Raw genomic sequence first — 20,524 nt, 5'->3', positions numbered from 1 at the left:
GCGGATCGCCGGCCGGGGAATCGGCAAAGTTGCCAGTCATCGCTAGGCTCTTGTTGTGCTTCACGGACGGGCCAAGGAAATGGCGGCGATCCGTGACCTCATCGCGCGGGCCCGCGATGGTGCCGGTGGCACGCTCGTGCTTCGCGGCGAGCCGGGCATCGGCAAGACAGCTCTGCTGGATGAGGCAACGGCCACATCCGGGCCGCGCGTGTTGCGTACGGCCGGCGTCGAGCCCGAGCGCGAGCTCGGTCACGCCGCCGCGCACCGGCTGCTGCGGCCGATCCTCGACCGTGTCGACGACCTGCCGCCGGCGCAGGCCGACGCAATGAACGCCGTCCTCGGACGATCGCGCGGACCAGCGCCGGACCGCTTCCTGGTCGCACTCGCGATGCTCACGCTGCTGTCCGACGCGGCACAAACGCAGCCGATCCTCTGCCTGGTCGATGACGCCCACTGGGTCGACCAGCCGTCACTGGACGCGCTCGCCTTCATCGCTCGCCGGCTCGACGCGGAGCCGATCGCGCTCGTGGTTGCCACGCGATCCGACGACCAGCTGCGGTCGCCGTTCGCCGGACTGCCGGAGCTGCCGTTGACCGGCCTCGACCGTACGTCCGCGGTGGCACTGCTCCGGGAGCGTGGCCAGCCCGACGACGACCTGCTGCTGCGTACGGCTGCCGGCAATCCGCTCGCCCTGCGCGAGTTGTCGCCGCCTGACGACGCGACCGGTGAGCCGCTGCCGCTCGTCGATCGCTTGCAGGACGCGTTTCTGGAGCGGCTCGGCTCGTACGACGCCGAGCTGCTGTTGTTGGTCGCGGCGGACGGCACGGGCGATCCGGCAGTGCTACGCCGGGCCGCCGGCAGGCCATTGGACGATGTCAGCGACCTGCTGCGTACGGACGGATCTGTCGTCGCGTTCCGGCATCCGCTGGTCCGGTCGGCGGTCTATCACGGCGCGACACTGGCCGAGCGCCGCGCCGCTCACCGCGCGCTGGCCGACGCGCTGACCGCTGACGAGGACCGGCGTGCCTGGCATCTCGGACACGCCGCCGACGGTCCGGACGAGGCGGTCGCCGCCGAGCTGGAACGTGCCGCCGAGCGGGCGACCCGCCGTGCCGGTCCAGCCGTCGCGGCGTCGGCGCTCGCGCGCGCCGCCGAGCTGACACCTGGCGGAGCCGACCGCGCACGCCGGCTCGGTGCCGCGGCGGCCGCGTCCTGGCAGGCCGGCGACGCCGTACGCGCGATCCGGCAGCTCGACCTGGCCGAGCGGCACGGTCACACCGACCGGTCGTTACGCGCTCTCATCGAGCTGCGCGCCGGCAGCCCGCCGGACGCACTGCGACTGCTGCGACCGGTGATTTCCGAAGCTCTGCGGGGAAACTCAGCGATCGAGCTGCTGATCCTTTTCGGCGAGGCCAGCTATCACTCCGCCGACGCCGAGGCCTGGACGCTCGTCGGTGACACACTCGAGCGCATCCAGATGGACGCGCCTGACCAGGCGTTGCTGCGGCTCGCACGCGCGGTCAGCCGCGTACGCCGTGGTGCGCCGGCCGGGATTTCCGACGGCGACAAGGAAATCCTGGACCAGCTGACCGATCCGGTGGAGCTTTGCTGGTCCGGCGGCATGCTTTACGGCATCGGCGACATCGAGCGCGGCCGGTGGCTGCGCAAGCGTGCGATGCAACGCGCGTACGCGGTCGGCGCCATCGGGACGCTGGCCTGGGTCCTGCAGTCGGTGGTCGCAGACGAGATGGCCACCGGCCGGTTCCGCGCCGCCGAGGCGCACGCCGACGAAGGCCGCCGGCACGCCACCGAAACCGGCCAGCCGAACCTTGGCCACTGGTTTCGCGCGATGCAGGCGACGCTGGCCGGACTGCGCGGCCGGGAGACCGAGGCACGCGAGCTGGCCGAGAGCGTGCTGGCCGAGACGGTCGGCCGGCAGCTGGCCGCGGTGACCGGCCAGGCACATCGCGCGCTCGGCCTGCTGGAGCTGGCCACCGGCCGCGCCGAGGCGGCCATCGGTCACTTCCAGCCGGCCGAGCATCCGGGACTGTTGCACCAAAACGTGCCCGACCTGGTGGAGGCGGCGTATCGGATCGACCGGCCGGAGCTGGTCGCCGAACCGCTGGCGCGGTTTGTCAGGTGGGCCGAGGCGACCGGTTCTCCCGCCGTGCTCGCGCTGGCGGCGCGTTGTCGCGGGCTGGCCGGCTCGGAGCCGGATTTCCGACGTGCGGTGGACATGCCGACCGACTCGCCGTTCGACCTGGCCCGCACGCGTCTGCTTTACGGCGAGTTTTTGCGCCGTGCGAGGCGAAAGACCGACGCTCGCGCGGAGTTGCGCGCCGCGTACGACTCTTTCACGCAGCTGGGTGCCACCGCCTGGGCCGCGCGTGCGCGCGACGAGCTGCGCGCGGCCGGCGAAACCGCGATCGACGGCACGCCAGACGCGCTGTCGACGTTGACCGCTCAGGAGCTGCGGATCGCCGCCGCGGTCGCCGAAGGCGGCACCAACCGCGAGATCGCCGCGCAGCTGTTTCTCAGCACTCGTACGGTCGACTATCACCTGCGCAAGGTGTTCCACAAGCTCGGCATCTCCTCGCGCATCGAGCTGGCAGGCAGGACTTTCTGATGTTGGATCGCGCGCAGGCGCTCGCGGATCTCGGCCGCCACACCGAAGCGACCACCATGCTCGGCGACTTTCTCGCCGTGGAGCCGGATCACGTGCCGGCGCTGTGCCTGCTTGCCTATTGTCACGGCGAAAACGACGACGTGCCGGCGATGCTGGATGCCGCCTCCCGTGCCTGCGCGGCGGATCCGCAGGACGAATGGGCCGTACGGCTGCGCGCGGTCGCCCTGACCCGATCGGAACGGCCGGAGGAAGCGATCGCCGCCGCTCGCGCCGCCGCGCGGCTGGCACCGGAAAGCTGGGCCTCCTACACGGTGCTCGCGGTCGCGCTTTTTGGCTTGCCGTGGCGACGTCCGGCGGCGCTGGCGGCCGCGCGGCAGGCCGTACGCCTGGCGCCGTACGAGCCGGACACACATGTCACCAGAGGTGTGCTGCAGCAGGCGCTGGGGATGAACCACGCCGCCAGACGCAACTATCGACGCGCTTTGGCGTTGGACCCGCAGAATGTCACCGCCGCGGTGAATCTGGGCCGCATCGCGGAAAACACCGGCCGGCTCAGCGACGCCGCACGTATTTACACGGCGGCCGCGGCGACCTCACCTGGCACGGTCGACGGCGCCACGCACGTGCGCAGGGTGCTCGTCCAGCTCGCGTCCCGAGCGTGGCTGGTCGGCGCGTGCACGATGTTTCTGTTGCTCTTCACGGTTTTCCCGGTCATGTGGGTGGTTGCGGCGGCGGTCGTCGCCGGCAACGCGTATTGGTCCTATCGGACCGTACGCGCGTTCCCGCCGGCGATCCGGCCGGTGGCGATCAGCTGGATGCGCACGGATCCGCCGTTTCTCGCGCGTGCCATCTGCACGGCCATCGTGCTCGTCACCGGCATCGGCGTCGGCATCGCCGCTCCACTCGTGCCGCCGGGTCCGGCGATTTTGCCGCTGTTACTGGCAATCCTGATCGCGCTGCCGGCGACCGCGATCGCGATCGCCGTGGTCGACCGGCGCAGACCCGACAACGTGGTCTTCGACCTGGAGTCGCCGGCGGCCACCGGCGGCTGGGGCAAGTTTGTGTTGTTCCGGCTGTTCCGGCTGAGCTGTCTTTTCGGCTTCGTGCTGTGGTTTGCCGCGATCGCCGTCGACGACTGGGCCGTGCGTGCGGTTCTTGGCGCGCTGGCGCTGGTCGGCTTCGGCTTCTATTACCGCTGGATCATGCGCCGTCCGGCTCGGCCGGTCGGCCTGCTGTGGAACCGGTTTCCGATGCCGGTGCCGTTCGTCGCGCTGGCCGTGTTGGCCAACCTGCTGTTCGCCGTTTCGATGATCGTGCTGCCGGAACCAGCGCGACCATTGCTGGAAAACCTCGCGGTGGCGCCGTTTGTGTTGGTCCTTTTCGCCATCCCCGCGCAGATCGCCTGGCTGCTGGTCCGTCTGGTCGCGCGGATCCGCCGCTAGCGGAAGCCCGGCGGCCGATGTTTGGCCGCGATGTCATGGCGACGAACCGGCGCCTGCTCTCGTTGCTCGCCGGCGAGGCGTACGACCTGACCGTCGCCTTGCCGGTCGAGCTCCTCCAGCCGCGCCAGATCCGCGGCCGACACCAGCGCGGCCAGTGGCTTGCCGTGCCGGGTCACCACCACGCGCTCGCCGCCGTACACGACACGGTTGACCAGGTCGGCGAACTCCGCTCTGGCTTGGGTGACCGGCACTTCGTGAGCCATGACCCTATCCTATCGTTCTGCACGGGACGTACAATCTGTACAGAACTGAGGAGGCCGCATGCCGGGACGTTTCCTGCCGTCGATCACCGAGTCGGACGGCTTTGGCCAACGCACGATCGATCCGTACTCACGACTGTTCAAAGACCGCATCGTCGTGGTCGGCGGCTCGCTGGACGACACCGCCGGCAACGACGTCGCCGTACAGCTGCTGCATCTGGACTCCGACAACCCCGAGCACGAGCTGGCGATCTACCTCAACTGTCCGGACGGCACGGTGTCGGCGGCGCTCGCCATCTATGACACGATCCAGTCGCTGACCTGCGAGGTCGCCACCGTGTGCCTCGGCGAGGTGGGTCCGACGGCCGCGTTGGTGCTGGCCAGCGGTACGCCAGGCAAGCGCAAGATGCTGCCGTCGGCGCGGGCGATCCTGCGCGAGCCGGCCATGGAGGTCAACCAGGGGTCGGCCGCCGACCTGATCCGCCGGGCCGACGACCTGCTCCGGCTGCGCGCCAGGCTGGAGGACCTGTTCGCGCAGCACACCGGTCGTACGGTCTCGACCGTCCACGACGACCTGAGCCGGCAGCTGACGCTCGACGCCGACGGGGCCGTCGCGTACGGCATCGCCGACCTGGTCCTGCGGACCGGCGCGTGAAGCGCGACGCCGAGCTGCCGGCGCTCACCAGAGCCGAGCAGGACCTGATCGACAGCTATCTCGGCGCGCTGCGCCAGCTCGGCCGCGCCAATCCGGCGCGCGCCACCAGCACGTACGGCGTCTTGACGGCGGCGCAGGCCCTGGTGGCGCAGGCGACCGCGCTGCGCGACGCGCTCGTCGCGATGACCGACCGCGGCGAGACCGACATCTATCCGGACACGATGGCTCGCGCGCTGCGCGTGCTCGGCGTGGACGAGCTCGCCTCGCGCACTACCGCAGGACGCTAGCAAGCACCGAGGCGACGGCCTTCCGTACGGTCTCCGGCTCCGGCGACGGACCGGTCCGGTCGGCGTAGAGCAGGTGTCCGGTGCCGACCAGCATCGGCGCGAGGCCATCGATCTCGGCGTCCGGCGCGATCCGGCCGAGGTCGCGCTCACCGGCCAGATAGGCCTCGATCATCAGCGTGGCGTCGGTCAGCACCGGCACGCCGGCCGGCCAGGTCGTGCGCAGCCGCGCGCGCAGCTCGTCGCGGAAGGTCACCAGCGGCACGATCGCCACCGCGACCGACCGGAAGACAGCGTCGAGCGCGTCGGCGATGTTGCCGACGACCGTGCCGGTGCCGGCCGACTCGCGCAGGACGGCCGCCTGAGCGTCCATCCGGTCCTTGCGGTCCAGCACGAACTCGGCAAGGAAACCATCGAAGTCGGCGAAGTGCCGATGCAGCACGCCTTTGGCGACCTCGGCCTCGGTGGTCACCGCCCGGCTGGTCAGGCCGCTTGGCCCGTCGCGCAGCAGGACCCGCTCGGCGGCGTCGAACAGTTGCTCACGTACGTCGCGGATGCGTACGCCGGTCGGCACGCGGGTCCTCCGTTGCCTAAGTGGGCGATGGCCCACTAATCTCGGGCCATGTCAACGATACCGCCGTCACCGCAGCTCAGGCCGCATGAGCAGCGACAGGTCGCCGAGTCCTTCGGCAACGATGCCGACCGCTATGACCGCGCTCGGCCAGGCTATCCGCCGGCTTTGGTCCAGCAGATCCTTGACACCAGTCCTGGTCGCGACCTTCTCGACGTGGGCTGCGGCACCGGCATCGCGGCGCGATTGTTCAAGGCCGCCGGCTGCCGGGTGACCGGTGTCGAACCGGACGAGCGAATGGCGGAGCTGGCTCGCCAGACCGGCCTCACGGTCGACGTGACGAAGTTCGAGGACTGGAACCCGGCCGGTCGCGCGTACGACGCTGTCGTCGCCGCACAGGCTTGGCACTGGGTCGATCCGGTCGCGGGCGCCGCGAAGGCGGCGACGGCGTTGCGGCCCGGCGGCCGGCTGGCCGTCTTCTGGAACGCCATGCAACTGCCGGCCGATCTCAACGAGGCGGTCGCTGCCGTCTATCGCCAGGCACTTCCGGACCAGCCGATGCTGCACCGCGGCATGCCTGGCCCGGAGGTCTACCAGCGCGGCTGCGTGTCGGCCGGCGAGGCCGTACAGAAGGCCGGCGGCTTCGGCGAGCCGGAGCAGTGGCGGTTTGACTGGAGCCGCGACTACGCGCGCGCGGAGTGGCTCGACCAAGTGCCGACTTTCGGCGGTTTCAGCCTGCTGCCTGCCGACAAGCAGGAGGAGATCCTCGCTGGGATCGGCGAGGCGGTCGGCGACGGCTTCACGATGGCGTACGCGACGGTGGCGATGTCGGCGGTGCGGATAGTGTGAGGCGTGTCCACGCTTCGCTTCCAACCGGTGCGCCCAGACGACGCCGTCACGCTGGCTGACTGGCTGCGCATCCACAACCTGATCATCCCGACGGCTGTGCTGTCGATGGACGACATGCACCAACGCGTGCGCCGCAACCACCTGACGGTCGCGTATCGCGGCGACACCGCGGTCGGCTGCTCGACCGTGCGTCCGCCTGCCGACGACACCAAAGCCGCGACCGTGATCGCGCGTATTCTTCCTGAGCACCGCCGGCAGGGGCATGGCCAGCAGCTGTACGAAAACGCGCTGGCCGAGGCGTACGACCTCGGCGCCGACGTCATCCAGACCGTCGTCCTCGCGTCCAACGAGGATGGCCTGCGGTTCGCCGAGCGACGCGGCTTCGTGGAGATCGACCGCTACGTACTCGACGGCGACACGATCCCCTTCATCGACCTCCAACTCCGGCCCAGATGAGTGTGCTCAGGTCTGGTATTCCTCGTCGTTGATCGGGACCGGGTGGCGCTGGTCGACCACGTCGGCCTCGTCAGCCTCGGCCGGGAAGGCGCCGTCGAGCTGCGACGGCTCGTCGTCGACGACCGGGGTGGACTGCTCGGTGACGTCGGCGGGATCCGCCGGTTGGTTCATCTCGCCTCCTCGTCTGGGTGATCTGCCTGGATGATCAGCCTGCATGATCATCGCCAACGCGATGGATGCCCTGCTTCGCTCGGCGTCAAACCTCCGGCCGGCGATCCGACCACGGCTTGGCCTCCTCCAGCTGAGCGGCGAGGCGCAGCAGCGTGCCTTCCCCGTCCAACGGCGCGACGAACTGCACGCCCAGCGGCAGGCCGGCGGCCGTCCAGTGCAGCGGCACCGACATCGCCGGGCGGCCGGTGATGTTGGCCAGCTGCGTGTACGGCACCCAGCCGAGGTTGTCGGTGATCATCCGGTCGACGATCCCCAGCTTCGTCAGCACCGGTACGACGCGCAGCTTGAGCGTGGTCACCGCGGCCGCCTTCTCGGCAGCCGACATGTCGAAGGCGCCGATCCGCGGTGGTGGCGTGGCGAGCGTCGGTGTCAGCAGCAGGTCGTGGTCGGCGTGGAAGGCGGCCAGCCGGCGTACGTGGTCGTGCCGCCGCTCCAGCGCGGCCAGGTAGTCGACGCCGCTGGTGGCGCGGCCGAGCGCGGCCATCAGCAGCGTGTCCAGCTCGAAGCCGCTGCCGGTGTCCCGCCGCGTCGTGTCGACCAGCCAGGCCACCGAGGCGAACCAGGTCGTGAGGAAGTCCTTGGCCAGCACGGCATCGTCGTACGGCGCGCGCGGCAGCTCGACGATCTCATGGCCAAGCTCGTCGAGCAGCTTGGCGGCGACGGCGACGGCCGCGTACGCCTCGGGATCCGGGGTCGGGTTGATCGCACTCGGCACGTACACGCCGATCTTCAGCCGCCCGGGCTCGCGCTCAACCTCGTCGGCGAAACGGCCGGACGGCAGGTGCGGCGAGTACGGAGAGGTCGGCTCCGGACCGGCGATCACGTCGAGCATCGCGGCCGTGTCGCGTACGGTCCGCGAGATCACGCCGTTGACCGCCGAGCCGTGCAGCGACTCGCCGGCCAGCGGTCCGGCCGGCACCAGCCCACGGCCGACCTTCAGGCCGAAGAGGCCACAGCACGCCGCCGGGATGCGGATCGAGCCGCCACCGTCGCTGGCACCGGCGACCGGCACGATCCCGGCCGCCACCGCCGCGGCCGCGCCGCCGCTGGAGCCGCCGGGCGTGCGGCCGAGATCCCACGGATTGCGCGCCGGACCGAACAGCTCGGGCTCGGTGATCCCCTTCGCGCCGAACTCCGGCGTGTTGGTCTTGCCGAAGATCCCCAAGCCGGCGTCGAGCCACCGCCGTACGACCGTCGCGTGTTCCTTCGCCGGTCTGCGGGCCAGCGAGCGCGAACCCGCGCTGGTTGGCTGTCCGGCGTAGTCCTGCCCGAGGTCCTTGATCAGAAACGGTACGCCGTCAAACGGCCGGCTCGGGTCGGCTGGCCGGTCCGGCACGTCGATGGTGCGTACGATGGCGTTGATCTGCGCGTTGACCTGTGACGTGCGTTCGCGTGCGGCGGCCAGCAACTCGGCGGCGCTCACCTCGCCGCCGGCGACCAGCCTCGCCAACCCCACCGCGTCGTAACGCTGGTATTCCTCGGCGTCCATCCGCTCTTTCTACACGGCGTAGGCGCGTCTCACCCTGGTGATGTGCGGCATGGCGAAGGTTTCCCGACCGGCGAGCTCCGGACCAGCCAGCAGCTCTCGTATCCGCGTGACGATGGCCTCTCGACCGTCCGCGGACGCGACCAGATACGGCGAGCGAGTCGTCGCCATCGCGACCAGGTTGTCCGGCGTCATCCGCTCCTCGTGGCGAAACTCCGCTCGGTCCACCTCGCCGAACCACTGGCCGAAGTCGACCGCCTGACCAGGCTCGGTGGCGTCACGGTTGTCGATGATCGCCACCAGCCGTACGGTCCACGGCACGGTCAGGTCGGCGTCGTTCCACAATGCGGCCAAAACTCCCCCTGGTCGCAGCACGCGCGCGATTTCCGGATGTGCACGCATGTGGTCAAACCAGTGATACGCCTGGCCAGCCACGACCGCGTCCACGCACTCGTCAGGAAGCGGAATTTCCTCGGCCGTGCCGGCCAAAGCGGTGACGTCCGGGCTGGCCTCCTGCAGCCGTGCACGCATCCGGTCGTCCGGCTCGACCGCGACGACCTCGTGTCCGAGCGCGCGTACGACGCGGCTCAGGATGCCCGTACCGGCACCGAGATCCATGACCCGAAGGGGTCGATCGCCAATCGCCCATCGGATCGCCTCGGCCGGATAGCCCGGCCGAAACTGGTCGTAAAGCTCAGCAGCAGCACCGAAAGAACGCGACTGATCCGTCATTGATGGAATCGTATGTCGTCAAGGGCGGACCAGCGACAGAAATACGTCGTCGACGATGCTGGTCAGTGTCTCGGCGGCGACCGGATGGCGCGTCAGCAGCATTTCGTGGCGCAGCAGGTCGGTCGGCACCGTGATCACCCGTCGCGGCAGTGCGGCCAGGTCCACCTCGCCGCGTTTTGCCGCCTGTTCCAGGATCGTGGTCATCACGCCGTTCATCGGCGACAGAAACTCCGGACTCAGGTCCGGCGCGTCGGCCATCAGGCCGTGGATCGTCTCCGGACCGAGATCGCGTTGCCGGCGCGCCATCCGCCGCAGCACCTCCAGCACGTCGGCACGCAGGTCGCCGGTGTCGGGCACCTCGTCGGTGATCGAGCCCGTACGGTGGCGGATCGCGGCGATCACCAGCTCGGCTCGATTGCGCCAGCGCCGATAAAGCACCTGCTTGCCGGTGTGCGCACGGGCCGCGACCCCCTCCATGGTGAGCCGCTGATAGCCGACCTCGGCCAACTCCTCGTACGCGGCGTCCATGATCGACGCCTCCAGCTCGGTCCCGCGCCGGCGGGTCCGCTCGGTGTTCCGCACCACATTCCCCCTTGGAGACGTTGCGTCTCTTAGATTACCGTACAACGATAAGAGACGAAGCGTCTCTTGGAGGTGTACGTGAGGACCAAGCTCGACCCGGCCGCGTTGAAGCTCGCCGGCATCCTGATCGTCGGTGCGCTGGCGCCGCTGTTGGACAGCACGATCGTCAACGTCGCGATCCGTACGCTCGGACTCGAGCTGCATGCGTCGGTGTCGACGATCCAGTGGGTGACCACCGGATATCTGCTCGCGCTCGCGGCGGCCGTACCGATCACCGGCTGGACCGTGGAGCGGTTCGGCGCCAAGCGGATGTGGATCGCCGCGCTGGTCGTCTTCCTGGCCGGATCGGCGCTGAGCGGACTCGCCTGGAACGCCGGCTCGCTCATCGCCTTCCGCGTCGTACAAGGCATCGGCGGCGGCCTGATGCTGCCGATCCTGCAGACACTGCTGATCCGTGCCGCCGACGGCCGGCACATCGGCCGGTTGATGGGGATCGCCACGCTGCCGGCGCTGGCCGGTCCGATCCTCGGTCCGGTCGTCGGCGGCCTCATCGTCGGCCATCTCGACTGGCGGTGGATCTTCTACGTCAACCTGCCGCTGTGTGCGCTGGCCATCGTGCTCGCCTGGCGTGGCCTGCCGGCCGACGAGCCGCGGCCGCGGCATCGCCTCGACCTGCCGGGTCTGCTCCTGTTGTCGCCGGCGCTCGCTGCGCTGATCTACGGCCTGACCGCGATCGGCAACGATGGCGATCCGCTGCTCGGCCTGGCCATCGGTGTCGTCCTGCTCGCCGGCTTTGTCTGGCGGGCATTGCGTACCGACGAGCCGCTGGTCGACCTGCGGCTGCTGCGTACGCGCTCGTTCGCCGCCTCCACCGGCCTGCTTTTCCTGTCTGGCCTGGCGATGTTCGGACCGATGCTGCTGCTGCCGCTCTACTATCAGCAGCTGCGCGGCCTCGGCGTACTCGCCGCCGGCCTGATGCTCGCGCCGCAGGGTCTGGGCAGCCTGCTCGCGCGCGGCATGGGTGGCCTGGCCGACCGGATCGGTCCACGGCCGGTGATCCTGGCCGGCCTTGCGCTCACCGCCCTCGGCACGCTGCCCTATGCCTTCGCCGACCAGTGGACCAACGTCTGGCTGCTGGCCGCCGCGCTGGTCATCCGCGGCTTCGGCCTGAGCACTGCCAACATGGCGGTGATGGTCGGTGCCTTCGATGGCCTCGACCGCGACCAGATCCCGCATGCCAGCAGCATGACCCGGATCGCGCAACAGGTCGGCGGCTCGTTCGGCACGGCGGTGCTGGCCGTCCTGCTGCAGCGGCAGCTCGCCGCGTATCCGGCCGCGGCCGCGTTTTCGCACACCTTCTGGTGGACGCTGGCGTTCAGCGGGCTGGCCTTCGTGCCGGCGCTGCTGCTGCCTCGCCGCGCGGTCGCGCCGGAGCTCGTACGGGTGCGTTAGCGTGCCGGTATGTCACGCGAGCCGGACCTGCCGCCATGGGTCCGTGACCTGGTCGCCTTCGGCAACGGCGGCAGCCGCTTCCACGACTTCCTCCGCGCCTGCCGCGCGCGCCTCGCCACTCTCCTGCGCCGCCGCCGATAAACGCCGCAACGCCCCGTTACTGGCGCTGGATGCCAGCAACGAGGCGTTGCGGTCGATCAGTGGCCGGCGGGAGCGGCGTCGTCGGCCGGCTTCGGCGGCGTCTTGATCAGGAAGGCGCCGGCGATGCCGACCACGGACAGCACCGCGGCGACCAGGAACGCCAGGTGGATGCCACCGGCCGTGCTCTCCACCTGCGTCGCACCACCCGTGCTCAGCATCGCCGACCGGATGCTCAGCAACGCCACCAGCAGGGCCACACCGGCGGCACCGGCCAGCTGCTGCGTGGTCGCGAAGATCGCGCTGCCGTACGAGTAGAGCTTCGGCTCCACCGCGGCCAGGCCACCGGTGAACAGCGAGGTGAACACGAAGGCCAGGCCGACGCTCAGCAGCAGGTGGAACACCAGCACCAGCCAGATCGGGCTGGCCGAGGTGAACAGCGTCGTCGACCACAACGACGCGCTCACCAGCACGGTCCCCGGCACCAGCAGCGCCCGGATGCCGTAACGGTCGTAGAGCCGGCCGACCACCGGACCCAGCAGACCCATCAGCAGGCCGCCTGGCAGCAACAGCAGGCCGGTCACCACCGGCTGCAGCCGCAGCACGTCCTGCAGGTAGATCGGCAGGATCACCACGGTGCCCAGCAACGTCACCATCATCAGCGCCATCAGCGCCGACGCGAGCGTGAAGGTCTTGGACTTGAACGTACGCAGGTCAAGCAGCGCGCGGTCGGTCCGCTGCAGCACCACCTGCCGCAGGATGAAGGCCACCAGGCCGATGCCACCAACCGCGAACGGCAGCCAGACCGGGATCACCGACGGCGCGCCGGATGCCTGGCCGATGCTGCTCAGGCCGTAGACCAGGCCGCCGAAACCGAGCACCGACAGCACCACCGAGACGAGGTCGATCGGCGCGTCGCTCTGCTCGCCGACGGTGACCATCTTGCGTACGCCGACGGCCAGCGTGACCACCGCGATCGGCAGCACGGTCCAGAACATGCCGCGCCAGCCGAGCGTGTTGAGCACGATGCCGGACACGGTCGGACCGATCGCCGGCGCGACCGAGATGACGATCGACATGTTGCCCATCACCGCGCCACGGCGAGCCGGCGGCACCAGTGTCATCACCGTCGTCATCAGCAACGGCATCATGATCGCCGTGCCGCTCGCCTGCACGAACCGGGCGAGCAGCAGCACCGGGAATCCCGGCGCCAGCGCGGCGGTCAGCGTGCCGATCGAGAACAGCGACATCGCCACGCCGTACAGCGTTCGCGTCGGCACGCGGCGGATCAGGAAGCCGGTGATCGGAATGATCACCGCCATCGTGAGCAGGAAGCCCGCGGTCAGCCACTGGCCGGTGTTGGGATCGACCTGCAGGTCGTGCATCAGCACCGGCAGCGCGACGCTCATGATCGTTTCGTTCAGCAGCACGACGAACGTCGACACCAGCAGCACGCCGATGACCGTCTTGTCGCGCGAGCTCATCCTCGCCGGCTCGGCGACTGAGAAGTCGGCGACCGTGGCCTTGTCCATGGAGGGTGCGTCCCCCGTATGTTCGTCAAGCAGCTGGCGAGCCGCTTCGCTCGTCGCCATCGTTATCCCCTTCGCCGTTACCCGCGGTGTCCAGTTAAGGGGACTCCGTGGCCGCGTAAAACTCATCGCCAGATTCAATGATTTCCGCACCGGATCTCATCCCGGTCGACTACGACCTTAACGTGCGGGTACGACAACCTGGCAGTTCATTTACCTCGCCGCGGCGTATCGAACGTCACGAATTTCTGCCTATTCGGACAATCCCTCGACCAGTCCGGCCTCGTACGCGAGGATCGCCGCCTGCACGCGGTTTCGTGCGTTCAGCCGAGCGAGAATGGCACTAACGTAGGTCTTGACGGTGCCTTCCACGAGGTGCAGCTCGGCCGCGATCTCCGCATTGGACAGGCCGGCGCCGAGCAGGCCGAGCACGTCGCGCTCGCGGTTGGTGAGCTTGCCGACCTGGTCACGCGCCGAACCGGACCTGGCCATCTTCCTGCCACCGGCACCGGCGTTGAGTTCGGCGATCACGCGCTTGGCGACCTGCGGCGACAAGTACGCGGCGCCGCCGGCGACCGCGTGGATGCCGGCCAGCAGCTCGCGCGGATCGCCGGATTTCAACAGAAAACCGCTCGCACCGCCGCCGAGCGCCTTCGCGATGTATTCGTCCTCGCCGAATGTCGTCAGCACCAGCACGGCGGTGTCTGGCACCGCCGCGCGCAGCTCGGCGGTCGCCGTGAGTCCGTCCATCCGCGGCATCCGGATGTCCAGCAGCGCCACGTCCGGCCGGTGCCGGCGGGCCTGCTCGACCGCCTCGCGGCCATCGCCCGCCTCGGCAACGACGTCGACCTCCGGGTCGGCGGCCAGGATCGCGCGTACGCCGGCACGGATCATCAGCTCGTCGTCGGCCACCAGAACCCTGATCACGGCGTCATCACTGTGTCATCACTGTGTCATCGTCTCGTGTCCGAGCCGGTCCAGCGTGACCAGCCGATCGCCGACGAAACACAGCCGATAGGCCGCGTCGACGGACAGGTTGGCGCTGGTGCGGTAATAGCGGCAGTCGGCGTCCGGATAGCCGGCCGGCTTGTCCGTACGCGGCGGATCGACCATCTGCAGCGGCGGCAGGACCTCGCTCACCGACGCGCGATCCTCGCCGACCGCCAGACCCGCGTACGCGTCCGGCGCCAGCACCGAGTTGAACGTGAACACCAGATATCCGCCGAGCACGACGACAGCCACCGCCGCGCCGATCGTCACCGGAATGAACACCGTCGCCGCGAGCTGCCGGCGCAGCCTGCGCTGTGTGGTTTCCGCGTACGGCACCGGCTCCTCGACCACCGGTCGCACACCGCTCTGCTCGTACGGCAACCGTGCCGTGACAACGAACTCGCCGCCGTCCGGCCCCGCAGTCAACGAGCCGCCGGCGAACCGGACCCTCTCTTGCAACCCGATCAGGCCACGACCACCTTCCTTGACAGGCAAGGTTTTCAGCACGTTGGTGACCGTCACCGTCGTGGCGTCGCCGCCGTGGTCCAGCCGTACGCTCACCGGCGCGCCGGGCGCGTGCTTCGCCGCGTTGGTCAGCGATTCCTGCACGACGCGATACGCCGCGCGGTCGACCACCGGCCGAACCGGCGGCCTCTCCCCCACGATCTCAAGCTCGACGGTCATGCCGGACGCTGTCGCCCGCTCGACCAGGTCGGCGATCGTCTCGCGTACCGGCACCGTTGGCGCGCCGGCCGTTTCTTCGCGCAGGACGCCGATGACCGTACGCAGCTGCTCGGTCGCGGCCGCGGCGGCGAGCCGCAGCTCGGTCGCCGCCTGCTGGTGATGCGCGGCGAGGTCCGGCGCGATCTCCAACGCCCCGGCACGTAACGCGATCAGGCTCAGCTCGTGGCCGAGCGAGTCGTGCACGTCCTCGGCGATCCGCGTACGCTCAGCCAGCCGTTCGCGATCGGCGATCGCACGCTGGCGCAGCTCCAGCTCGCGCGCGCGTTGCCAGCCCGATGCGATCAGCGCCTCCTGCTGGCGCCGATAGCGGCCGACCAGCCACGGCACCACCAGCAGGAACGACATGATGACCAGGCTGGAGACCCAGCCGGACAGGCCGCCGTTGGTGACCATCGTCGGTCGCCGCGCCAGCAGGCCGAAGCCGGTCGTGATCAGGATGCCGGCGACCGCCATCGCGGCGAAGGACAGCAGCGCCGGCCGCGCCGACTCCATCCGCCGGCCGACCAGATAGCTCGCGACGACCGTGACCGGCAGGTATCCCAGCAGCGTGCCGCCCGGCCGATAGGCATCCCAGAGCGCATAGCCGAGGCTCACCGCCGCCGCGGCGTAAAGGCCGGCCAGCGGCCACCGCCGGCCGACAACGATGACCGCCACGATCAGCGGCGCCGCCAGCGCGACCGCCAGCCAAGCCAACGGCGGCTCGTCGACCAGCGCCTGCTCGAGCACGATCAACACGATCAGTGCCGCGCAGATCGCCGCGTCGACCACGATCTCGCGACGACTGGTGTGGAGCGCCTTCACGCCATGACCGTACAAGCCGGACAACCAGCGCGGACACTGCCGGAAGACAGGGTCTCAGTTCCCCAACAGTCTCTAGAAGCCACTGTAGGAATGCAGTCCGCTGACGACCAGGTTGATCCAGCAGAAATTGAAGATGAGGCTGACCCAGGCCAGGACGGCGACCTTGGCCGTACGGCGCGAGCTCCAGCCACGCGTCGATCGCGCGTGCAGGTATGCGGCGTAGAGCAGCCAGGTCACGAACGCCGACGTCTCTTTCGGGTCCCAGCCCCAGTAGCGTCCCCAGGCCGCCTCGGCCCAGATCGCGCCGGCGATCACCGCGAAGGTCCAGATCGGGAAGGCCACGTCGTGCAGCCGCCGCGCCAGCCGGTCGAGCCGGACGGCCGGCACCGAGACCGCGACGCCGTCGCGCTCGCGGCGGTCGACGTACATGAACGCCAGCGACAGCATCGCGGCCAGCGTGAAGATGCCGCCGGCCAGGAATGCCGCGAAGACGTGAATCAGCAGCCAGTTGGAGCGCAGCGCCGGCACGAGCGGCGCCGACGGACTGACCTGCAGGTATGCCAGCGCGGCGTAGAGCACCAGCGCGGCCAGCCCGGTCACCAGCACGCCGATCGCGCGTACTTCCGGGAAGCGGCTGAGCACCACCAGGAACGCCGCCACGGTCACGAACGCGACGGCGATCGCGAACTCGTACATGTTGGCCCACGGCGCGCGGCCGGCATCCAGCCACCGACCGACCATGGCCGTGCCGTGCGTGAGCAGTCCGACGATCGTCGCGGCGACCGCCATCCGCCCCACCCGCTCCCGCCACGACCGCCGGACTTTCCAATCGGACTCCGATTGCGTCGTCGGGTGGTCGCTGACCTGCAGCTTTGTCATAACGCGTGCCATTCGGACACCGCCGACGGCGCCCGAATGCGACCTTGTCGACCGCGCGGATCGATTCAGCCGGTCAACAAGGTGCCAATCAGGCCCCGACGACCGGGGAAACCAAGAGGACAGGCGGGTTGCTGCGAACAGGCTCATGGCGACCACGTAGACGGCGGTTGCGGCGTACACACTCCACAGGCTCCAGTACACGTGGCCATTTCTACTACATGTCGTAGTAGATGCGTCAGGCAGGCCAGAGCGCCAGGCTCAGAGGCGTCGCGAACAGCAGCAAGCCGCCACTCACGATCGCCACCCGCACCGCCATCGGCAGGGGTGGCGGCAGTGACCGCAGCCGTCGTACGCGCACCAGCACGTCCGCCCCCGCGGCGGCGAGGGCGCCAGGTGGCCGCATCGGCGCGACACCGGCGAAGCGCAGCAAGGCGGCGGCCAGTACGTGCCGGCCGTGCTGCCGGGCCGCACGGTCGTCCGCGCACAGCTCCATCAGCAGGGCGACCGCGTCACGCATCACGGCGAGGCGGCGTATCCGCACCAGGCCGGCGAAAACCGTGAACATCAGCACGACCAGGTCATGCCGCTCGACCAGATGTGCGCGCTCGTGAGCGAGCACCGCCGCCAGCTCGTCGCCGCGCAGGCCGCGCAGCGCGCCAGCCGTGACGACGACGGTCGGCCGCTGTCCTGGCAGGCAGTACGCGGCCAGGGTCGGATGGTCCAGGACGACCGCGCCGCGACAGCCGGGATCGCTGCGGCCCACCAGGTCGAGCAGCATCCGGTGCCGGCGGCGCGCCAACGCGACGCGTACGTGACCGACGAGGACGGCGATCGCAATGACGGCCAGCACGAGCAGGCCAGCCGCCACGAACACGGTCCGCCACATCGGCAGATCCGGATAGCCGCCGGCACACCACCGCCACACGCGTACGACCAAGGAGCCGGGGTGACCGGCGAGCCCGACGCCGAGCAGGCTGGCCGGCACCGACAGCAGTGCGGCCATCAACACCAGCTGCCACAGCACCACGGCCAGCCGCGGAGCTCTGGTCACCCACTCCGCACGCGCCAGCGGACCGGCGACGGCGACGCACGCCAGCACGACCGCCAGGTTGTGCAGGATCGCGCTGGCCACGGCTAGTCCCCGAGCGCGTCGCGGAGCGCGGCGGCCTCGGCCGGCGAGATCGATCTGGCGAAGCGCACCAACGCGTCGCGCGGGCGGCCGGCCTTCGCCAGCGCCGCCACCATCAGCTCGGCCACGTACGCCTCCTGGCTCGCGGCGGCGGTGTAGAGCCAGGCACGGCCGGACCGCGTACGCTCCGCCATCCCCTTCTTGGCCAGCCGGTCCAAAACGGTCATCACGGTCGTGTAGGCGAGTCCTCGGTCGGCCAGCGCGTCCACGACGGCACGTACGGTCATCGGCGCCTCCGACGACCAGAGGGCCTCCATCACCGCACGCTCGAGCGCACCACGTTCGCCTTGCGACACGGCGGCAACACTACTACTGCACGTAGTAATCGCGCACGCGGGCCCCATTTTGGTCACCGGTTCGAGGTTTGATCCGGCCGCCAGCGGGAATCCCCAGCCTCGCGTCGTCGACGGCCAGGCCCGGGCCGTCCGCTGGGAAGGGTCGGCATGTCGGAGACGAAAACCGAGCGGCACGTACGCCAGTGGACCCGCCATCTGATGGCAGACCTCAGGGAATGCCGCACCGACGCCGCGTCGGCGCTGATCGCCGAGCTGGTCGGTCCGGACGGACCCAACCACTGGCTGCTCCGGCCGGTGCTCGCCGAGCTGACCCGTTGCACCGCCGCACTGATCGAGGCGGCCGCGCCGTATCCGCCGAACCTGGTCGACTGCACGCTGCTCATCAACACCGCCGACGGCCGGCGCGTCACCATCGACGACCTCGACCCGCCCGTACGCGCGACGATGCGTGCCATCCTCGCGCTGCTGCACCACAACGACGCGGACGCGGAGCTGCAGCTCGATCTGGTCGCCGACTCGACCGACGCCGCCGGCACCGCCGACGCCATCCTGCACGCGATCCTGTGGACCCAGTCGGCGGTCACCGCGTGCGAGCAGTCCGACCTGCCGGTGCCGGCCTGGCTGGCGACCGAAGTGGCCTAGGGGCTGTTTAGCCGACGATCGCTGGCAGGCTCACGCCGGTCAGCCGCTCGGACTCCGCCCACAACCGCGCGCTCGCGGCTTCGTCGAGAGCCTGGCGCGGTGGACGTGCCGTGGTGGTCGGGCCGACCAGGCCAAACCGGCCGCCAGGTCCGTAATAGCCGCCAGCCACCGCGTCCGGACTGGTCGCCGCGTAGAGCAGCGGCTCGGTGCCTTGCTCGACCTCTTGAGACGGCAGGAAACCGACCCTGGTCAACATCGACATCAGGCCACCCGGCCGCTCGCGCCCCAGGCTCGGACCGGCCGCCTGCAGGTTGGTGTTGGTGTAGCCGGGATGCGCCGCGTCACTGAGCAGCTGCCAACCGCGCTCGGCGGCGACCTTGGCCAGCTGCCGGCTGAACATCAGGTCAGCCAGCTTCGACTGGCCGTACGCACGCATCGGACTGTATCGCCGCTCATGCTGCAGGTCGGCGAAGTCGATGCGACCGAGGCTCGCCATGCCGCTGCTCATCGTCGTGACGCGCGGCGTGGCGGCGGCCAGCAAGCGCGGCAGCAGCCGCAAGGTCAGCGCGAACGGACCGAGGTAGTTGCTGCCGAACTGCAGCTCGAACCCGTCCGTGGTCTCAAACCGGCTCGGCGGTGTCATCACGCCGGCGTTGTTGACCAGCAGGTCCACCGGTGTGTCGATGCCGTCGGCGAACTCCCGCACCGAGGCGAGGTCGGCCAGGTCGACCCGGCGCACCTCCAGCCGCGCGTCCGGCTGCTCGGCAAGGATCTCGGCCCTGGCCCGCTCCCCTTTCGCGACCGTACGGACCGCCATCACGACGTGCGCTCCGGCGGCCGCCAACCGCCGCGCCGCCTCTCGACCGGTCCCGCTGTTGGCGCCCGTGACGATCGCCAGTTTGCCGCTCTGATCAGGTACGACGTACATCTCGACTCCTAAAGACTGCCGGTCTGTTATGTCCCAAGCTAACAGACCAGAGGTCTGCTAACAAGAGACCGGAGGTCTGTAGAATGTGATCCGTGACGACCTTCCAGCGCGCACGGAGCGAGGAGCAGCGCGGTGAGCGGCGCAGGGTCATCCTGCGGTCGGCGGCCGCGATGCTGACCGAGATGCCGGTCGCCCGGCTCAGCCTCAACGAGCTGAGCCGCCGGGTCGGCCTGGCCAAGTCCAACGTGCTGCGCTATTTCGAGTCGCGCGAGGCCGTGCTGCTGGAGCTTCTCAACGCCGAGCTGGCCGACTGGATCACCGAGCTCGACCGCACACTCGTGGTCGATGCGGCCGACCCGTACGACCGCGGCGACCAGGTCGCCGCGATCATCGCCGGCTCACTGGCTCAGCGGCCGGTGCTGTGCGATCTGCTCAGCGCGCAGGCGGCCGTACTCGAACACAACGTCTCCCCCGACGTTGCCGTGACGTTCAAGCGCGCGGCGTTGGCCAGAGCCGGCGAGTGCGCACGCCTGATACGGCGTTGCGTTCCGGAGCTCAGTGGGGCGGACGCGTTCCGGCTCGCCGTGGCCGGCACGGTGGCGACGGCCGGCACCTGGCCCAACGCATGTCCGTCCGAGGCGATGATCGCCGTGTACGAGCGGCATCCGGAGCTGGCCGCTCTGCGGCTGGACTTCACCGACGCGCTCGGCCAGCAGCTCGAGTTGCTGATCAGCGGACTGCTGGTGCGCGCCGGCCGCTGAC

The 20,524-nt window shown here is 69.8% G+C and carries 23 protein-coding genes; 10 read left to right on the top strand and 13 right to left on the bottom strand.

The window, feature by feature from the left end; genetic code table 11:
- The first annotated feature begins 55 nt into the window (after positions 1-55).
- Positions 56-2,626 carry a LuxR family transcriptional regulator gene (locus GNX95_RS04815; protein WP_163505928.1) on the top strand — a complete coding sequence of 857 codons (2,571 nt, stop codon included), beginning with the start codon at positions 56-58 and terminating at the stop codon, positions 2,624-2,626.
- A complete protein-coding gene (locus GNX95_RS04810; protein ID WP_163505927.1) occupies positions 2,626-4,068 on the top strand; it encodes a tetratricopeptide repeat protein in 1,443 nt (480 codons plus the stop codon). The genes GNX95_RS04815 and GNX95_RS04810 overlap by 1 nt, the downstream gene beginning before the upstream one ends.
- On the opposite strand, the gene GNX95_RS04805 is transcribed toward GNX95_RS04810, so the two are convergent.
- Positions 4,065-4,331 (bottom strand): type II toxin-antitoxin system Phd/YefM family antitoxin, encoded by a 267-nt coding sequence (locus tag GNX95_RS04805; protein ID WP_163505926.1) that lies wholly within the window; start codon positions 4,329-4,331, stop codon positions 4,065-4,067. The genes GNX95_RS04810 and GNX95_RS04805 overlap by 4 nt on opposite strands.
- A gap of 58 nt (positions 4,332-4,389) precedes the next feature.
- Here GNX95_RS04805 and GNX95_RS04800 point away from each other — a divergent pair, with 58 nt between their 5' ends.
- Together GNX95_RS04800 and GNX95_RS04795 are read left to right on the top strand one after the other, a co-directional pair.
- Complete coding sequence (locus tag GNX95_RS04800; RefSeq protein ID WP_163505925.1) at positions 4,390-4,983, top strand: ClpP family protease; 594 nt, start codon at positions 4,390-4,392, stop codon at positions 4,981-4,983.
- On the top strand, positions 4,980-5,270 hold the full coding sequence (locus GNX95_RS04795) for a hypothetical protein (RefSeq protein WP_163505924.1): 291 nt from the start codon (positions 4,980-4,982) through the stop codon (positions 5,268-5,270). The genes GNX95_RS04800 and GNX95_RS04795 overlap by 4 nt, the downstream gene beginning before the upstream one ends.
- Here GNX95_RS04795 and GNX95_RS04790 read toward each other — a convergent pair.
- Positions 5,254-5,841, bottom strand: a complete 588-nt coding sequence (locus GNX95_RS04790) for a TetR/AcrR family transcriptional regulator (RefSeq protein WP_163505923.1) — start codon at positions 5,839-5,841, stop codon at positions 5,254-5,256. The genes GNX95_RS04795 and GNX95_RS04790 overlap by 17 nt on opposite strands.
- Before the next feature lie 48 nt (positions 5,842-5,889).
- Here GNX95_RS04790 and GNX95_RS04785 point away from each other — a divergent pair, with 48 nt between their 5' ends.
- Entirely contained in the window at positions 5,890-6,687 is a 798-nt protein-coding gene (locus tag GNX95_RS04785) for a class I SAM-dependent methyltransferase (protein ID WP_163505922.1), read from the top strand.
- Positions 6,688-6,690: 3 nt separating this feature from the next.
- Positions 6,691-7,143, top strand: a complete 453-nt coding sequence (locus GNX95_RS04780; protein WP_187369598.1) for a GNAT family N-acetyltransferase — start codon at positions 6,691-6,693, stop codon at positions 7,141-7,143.
- A 6-nt stretch (positions 7,144-7,149) separates the two neighbouring features.
- Here GNX95_RS04780 and GNX95_RS04775 read toward each other — a convergent pair whose 3' ends face one another.
- The 4 genes from GNX95_RS04775 to GNX95_RS04760 form a co-directional block, all read right to left on the bottom strand.
- Positions 7,150-7,314 (bottom strand): hypothetical protein, encoded by a 165-nt coding sequence (locus GNX95_RS04775; RefSeq protein ID WP_163505921.1) that lies wholly within the window; start codon positions 7,312-7,314, stop codon positions 7,150-7,152.
- A gap of 85 nt (positions 7,315-7,399) precedes the next feature.
- Positions 7,400-8,863: an amidase gene (locus GNX95_RS04770; RefSeq protein WP_163505920.1), complete on the bottom strand. Its 1,464-nt coding sequence runs from the start codon at positions 8,861-8,863 to the stop codon at positions 7,400-7,402.
- Between the two features lie 9 nt (positions 8,864-8,872).
- Positions 8,873-9,592: a class I SAM-dependent methyltransferase gene (locus GNX95_RS04765; protein ID WP_163505919.1), complete on the bottom strand. Its 720-nt coding sequence runs from the start codon at positions 9,590-9,592 to the stop codon at positions 8,873-8,875.
- Positions 9,593-9,610: 18 nt separating this feature from the next.
- A complete protein-coding gene (locus tag GNX95_RS04760) occupies positions 9,611-10,174 on the bottom strand; it encodes a TetR/AcrR family transcriptional regulator (RefSeq protein WP_246281510.1) in 564 nt (187 codons plus the stop codon).
- 78 nt (positions 10,175-10,252) lie between these two features.
- Here GNX95_RS04760 and GNX95_RS04755 point away from each other — a divergent pair, with 78 nt between their 5' ends.
- Together GNX95_RS04755 and GNX95_RS43735 are read left to right on the top strand one after the other, a co-directional pair.
- A complete protein-coding gene (locus GNX95_RS04755) occupies positions 10,253-11,626 on the top strand; it encodes an MDR family MFS transporter (protein WP_222853395.1) in 1,374 nt (457 codons plus the stop codon).
- A gap of 9 nt (positions 11,627-11,635) precedes the next feature.
- Positions 11,636-11,767: a hypothetical protein gene (locus GNX95_RS43735; protein WP_281356871.1), complete on the top strand. Its 132-nt coding sequence runs from the start codon at positions 11,636-11,638 to the stop codon at positions 11,765-11,767.
- Positions 11,768-11,823: 56 nt separating this feature from the next.
- On the opposite strand, the gene GNX95_RS04750 is transcribed toward GNX95_RS43735, so the two are convergent.
- The 6 genes from GNX95_RS04750 to GNX95_RS04725 form a co-directional block, all read right to left on the bottom strand.
- Positions 11,824-13,356, bottom strand: a complete 1,533-nt coding sequence (locus GNX95_RS04750; protein WP_246281509.1) for a DHA2 family efflux MFS transporter permease subunit — start codon at positions 13,354-13,356, stop codon at positions 11,824-11,826.
- A gap of 189 nt (positions 13,357-13,545) precedes the next feature.
- Entirely contained in the window at positions 13,546-14,220 is a 675-nt protein-coding gene (locus tag GNX95_RS04745; protein ID WP_163505917.1) for a response regulator, read from the bottom strand.
- A gap of 18 nt (positions 14,221-14,238) precedes the next feature.
- Positions 14,239-15,828, bottom strand: coding sequence for a sensor histidine kinase (locus tag GNX95_RS04740; protein ID WP_163505916.1), 1,590 nt, complete (start codon positions 15,826-15,828; stop codon positions 14,239-14,241).
- A 72-nt stretch (positions 15,829-15,900) separates the two neighbouring features.
- Positions 15,901-16,617 carry a c-type cytochrome biogenesis protein CcsB gene (ccsB, locus tag GNX95_RS04735; RefSeq protein ID WP_163505915.1) on the bottom strand — a complete coding sequence of 239 codons (717 nt, stop codon included), beginning with the start codon at positions 16,615-16,617 and terminating at the stop codon, positions 15,901-15,903.
- 325 nt (positions 16,618-16,942) lie between these two features.
- A complete protein-coding gene (locus tag GNX95_RS04730; RefSeq protein ID WP_163505914.1) occupies positions 16,943-17,839 on the bottom strand; it encodes a M56 family metallopeptidase in 897 nt (298 codons plus the stop codon).
- Positions 17,840-17,841: 2 nt separating this feature from the next.
- Positions 17,842-18,192: a BlaI/MecI/CopY family transcriptional regulator gene (locus tag GNX95_RS04725; protein WP_281356870.1), complete on the bottom strand. Its 351-nt coding sequence runs from the start codon at positions 18,190-18,192 to the stop codon at positions 17,842-17,844.
- A 147-nt stretch (positions 18,193-18,339) separates the two neighbouring features.
- Here GNX95_RS04725 and GNX95_RS04720 point away from each other — a divergent pair, with 147 nt between their 5' ends.
- Positions 18,340-18,834 (top strand): hypothetical protein, encoded by a 495-nt coding sequence (locus GNX95_RS04720; protein WP_163505913.1) that lies wholly within the window; start codon positions 18,340-18,342, stop codon positions 18,832-18,834.
- Positions 18,835-18,841: 7 nt separating this feature from the next.
- Here GNX95_RS04720 and GNX95_RS04715 read toward each other — a convergent pair whose 3' ends face one another.
- On the bottom strand, positions 18,842-19,762 hold the full coding sequence (locus GNX95_RS04715) for an SDR family oxidoreductase (RefSeq protein ID WP_163505912.1): 921 nt from the start codon (positions 19,760-19,762) through the stop codon (positions 18,842-18,844).
- A gap of 92 nt (positions 19,763-19,854) precedes the next feature.
- Here GNX95_RS04715 and GNX95_RS04710 point away from each other — a divergent pair, with 92 nt between their 5' ends.
- Entirely contained in the window at positions 19,855-20,523 is a 669-nt protein-coding gene (locus tag GNX95_RS04710; RefSeq protein WP_163505911.1) for a TetR/AcrR family transcriptional regulator, read from the top strand.
- Position 20,524 lies beyond the last annotated feature (1 nt).

This window comes from Fodinicola acaciae, assembly GCF_010993745.1.
Classification (GTDB): domain Bacteria; phylum Actinomycetota; class Actinomycetes; order Mycobacteriales; family HKI-0501; genus Fodinicola; species Fodinicola acaciae.
The sequence above is the reverse complement of the archived record's forward strand: the minus strand, read 5'-3'. Positions and strand labels throughout refer to the sequence as shown.

Excerpts from the sequence above, each read along its gene's own strand:
- GNX95_RS04810 (WP_163505927.1), top strand. The coding sequence starts at position 2,626 with ATGTTGGATCGCGCGCAGGCGCTCGCGGATCTCGGCCGCCACACCGAA.
- GNX95_RS04770 (WP_163505920.1), bottom strand. The coding sequence starts at position 8,863 with ATGGACGCCGAGGAATACCAGCGTTACGACGCGGTGGGGTTGGCGAGG.
- GNX95_RS04805 (WP_163505926.1), bottom strand. The coding sequence starts at position 4,331 with ATGGCTCACGAAGTGCCGGTCACCCAAGCCAGAGCGGAGTTCGCCGAC.
- GNX95_RS04720 (WP_163505913.1), top strand. The coding sequence starts at position 18,340 with ATGTCGGAGACGAAAACCGAGCGGCACGTACGCCAGTGGACCCGCCAT.
- GNX95_RS04715 (WP_163505912.1), bottom strand. The coding sequence starts at position 19,762 with ATGTACGTCGTACCTGATCAGAGCGGCAAACTGGCGATCGTCACGGGC.
- GNX95_RS04775 (WP_163505921.1), bottom strand. The coding sequence starts at position 7,314 with ATGAACCAACCGGCGGATCCCGCCGACGTCACCGAGCAGTCCACCCCG.
- GNX95_RS43735 (WP_281356871.1), top strand. The coding sequence starts at position 11,636 with ATGTCACGCGAGCCGGACCTGCCGCCATGGGTCCGTGACCTGGTCGCC.
- GNX95_RS04750 (WP_246281509.1), bottom strand. The coding sequence starts at position 13,356 with ATGGCGACGAGCGAAGCGGCTCGCCAGCTGCTTGACGAACATACGGGG.
- ccsB (WP_163505915.1), bottom strand. The coding sequence starts at position 16,617 with ATGGCGGTCGCCGCGACGATCGTCGGACTGCTCACGCACGGCACGGCC.
- GNX95_RS04765 (WP_163505919.1), bottom strand. The coding sequence starts at position 9,592 with ATGACGGATCAGTCGCGTTCTTTCGGTGCTGCTGCTGAGCTTTACGAC.
- GNX95_RS04785 (WP_163505922.1), top strand. The coding sequence starts at position 5,890 with ATGTCAACGATACCGCCGTCACCGCAGCTCAGGCCGCATGAGCAGCGA.
- GNX95_RS04800 (WP_163505925.1), top strand. The coding sequence starts at position 4,390 with ATGCCGGGACGTTTCCTGCCGTCGATCACCGAGTCGGACGGCTTTGGC.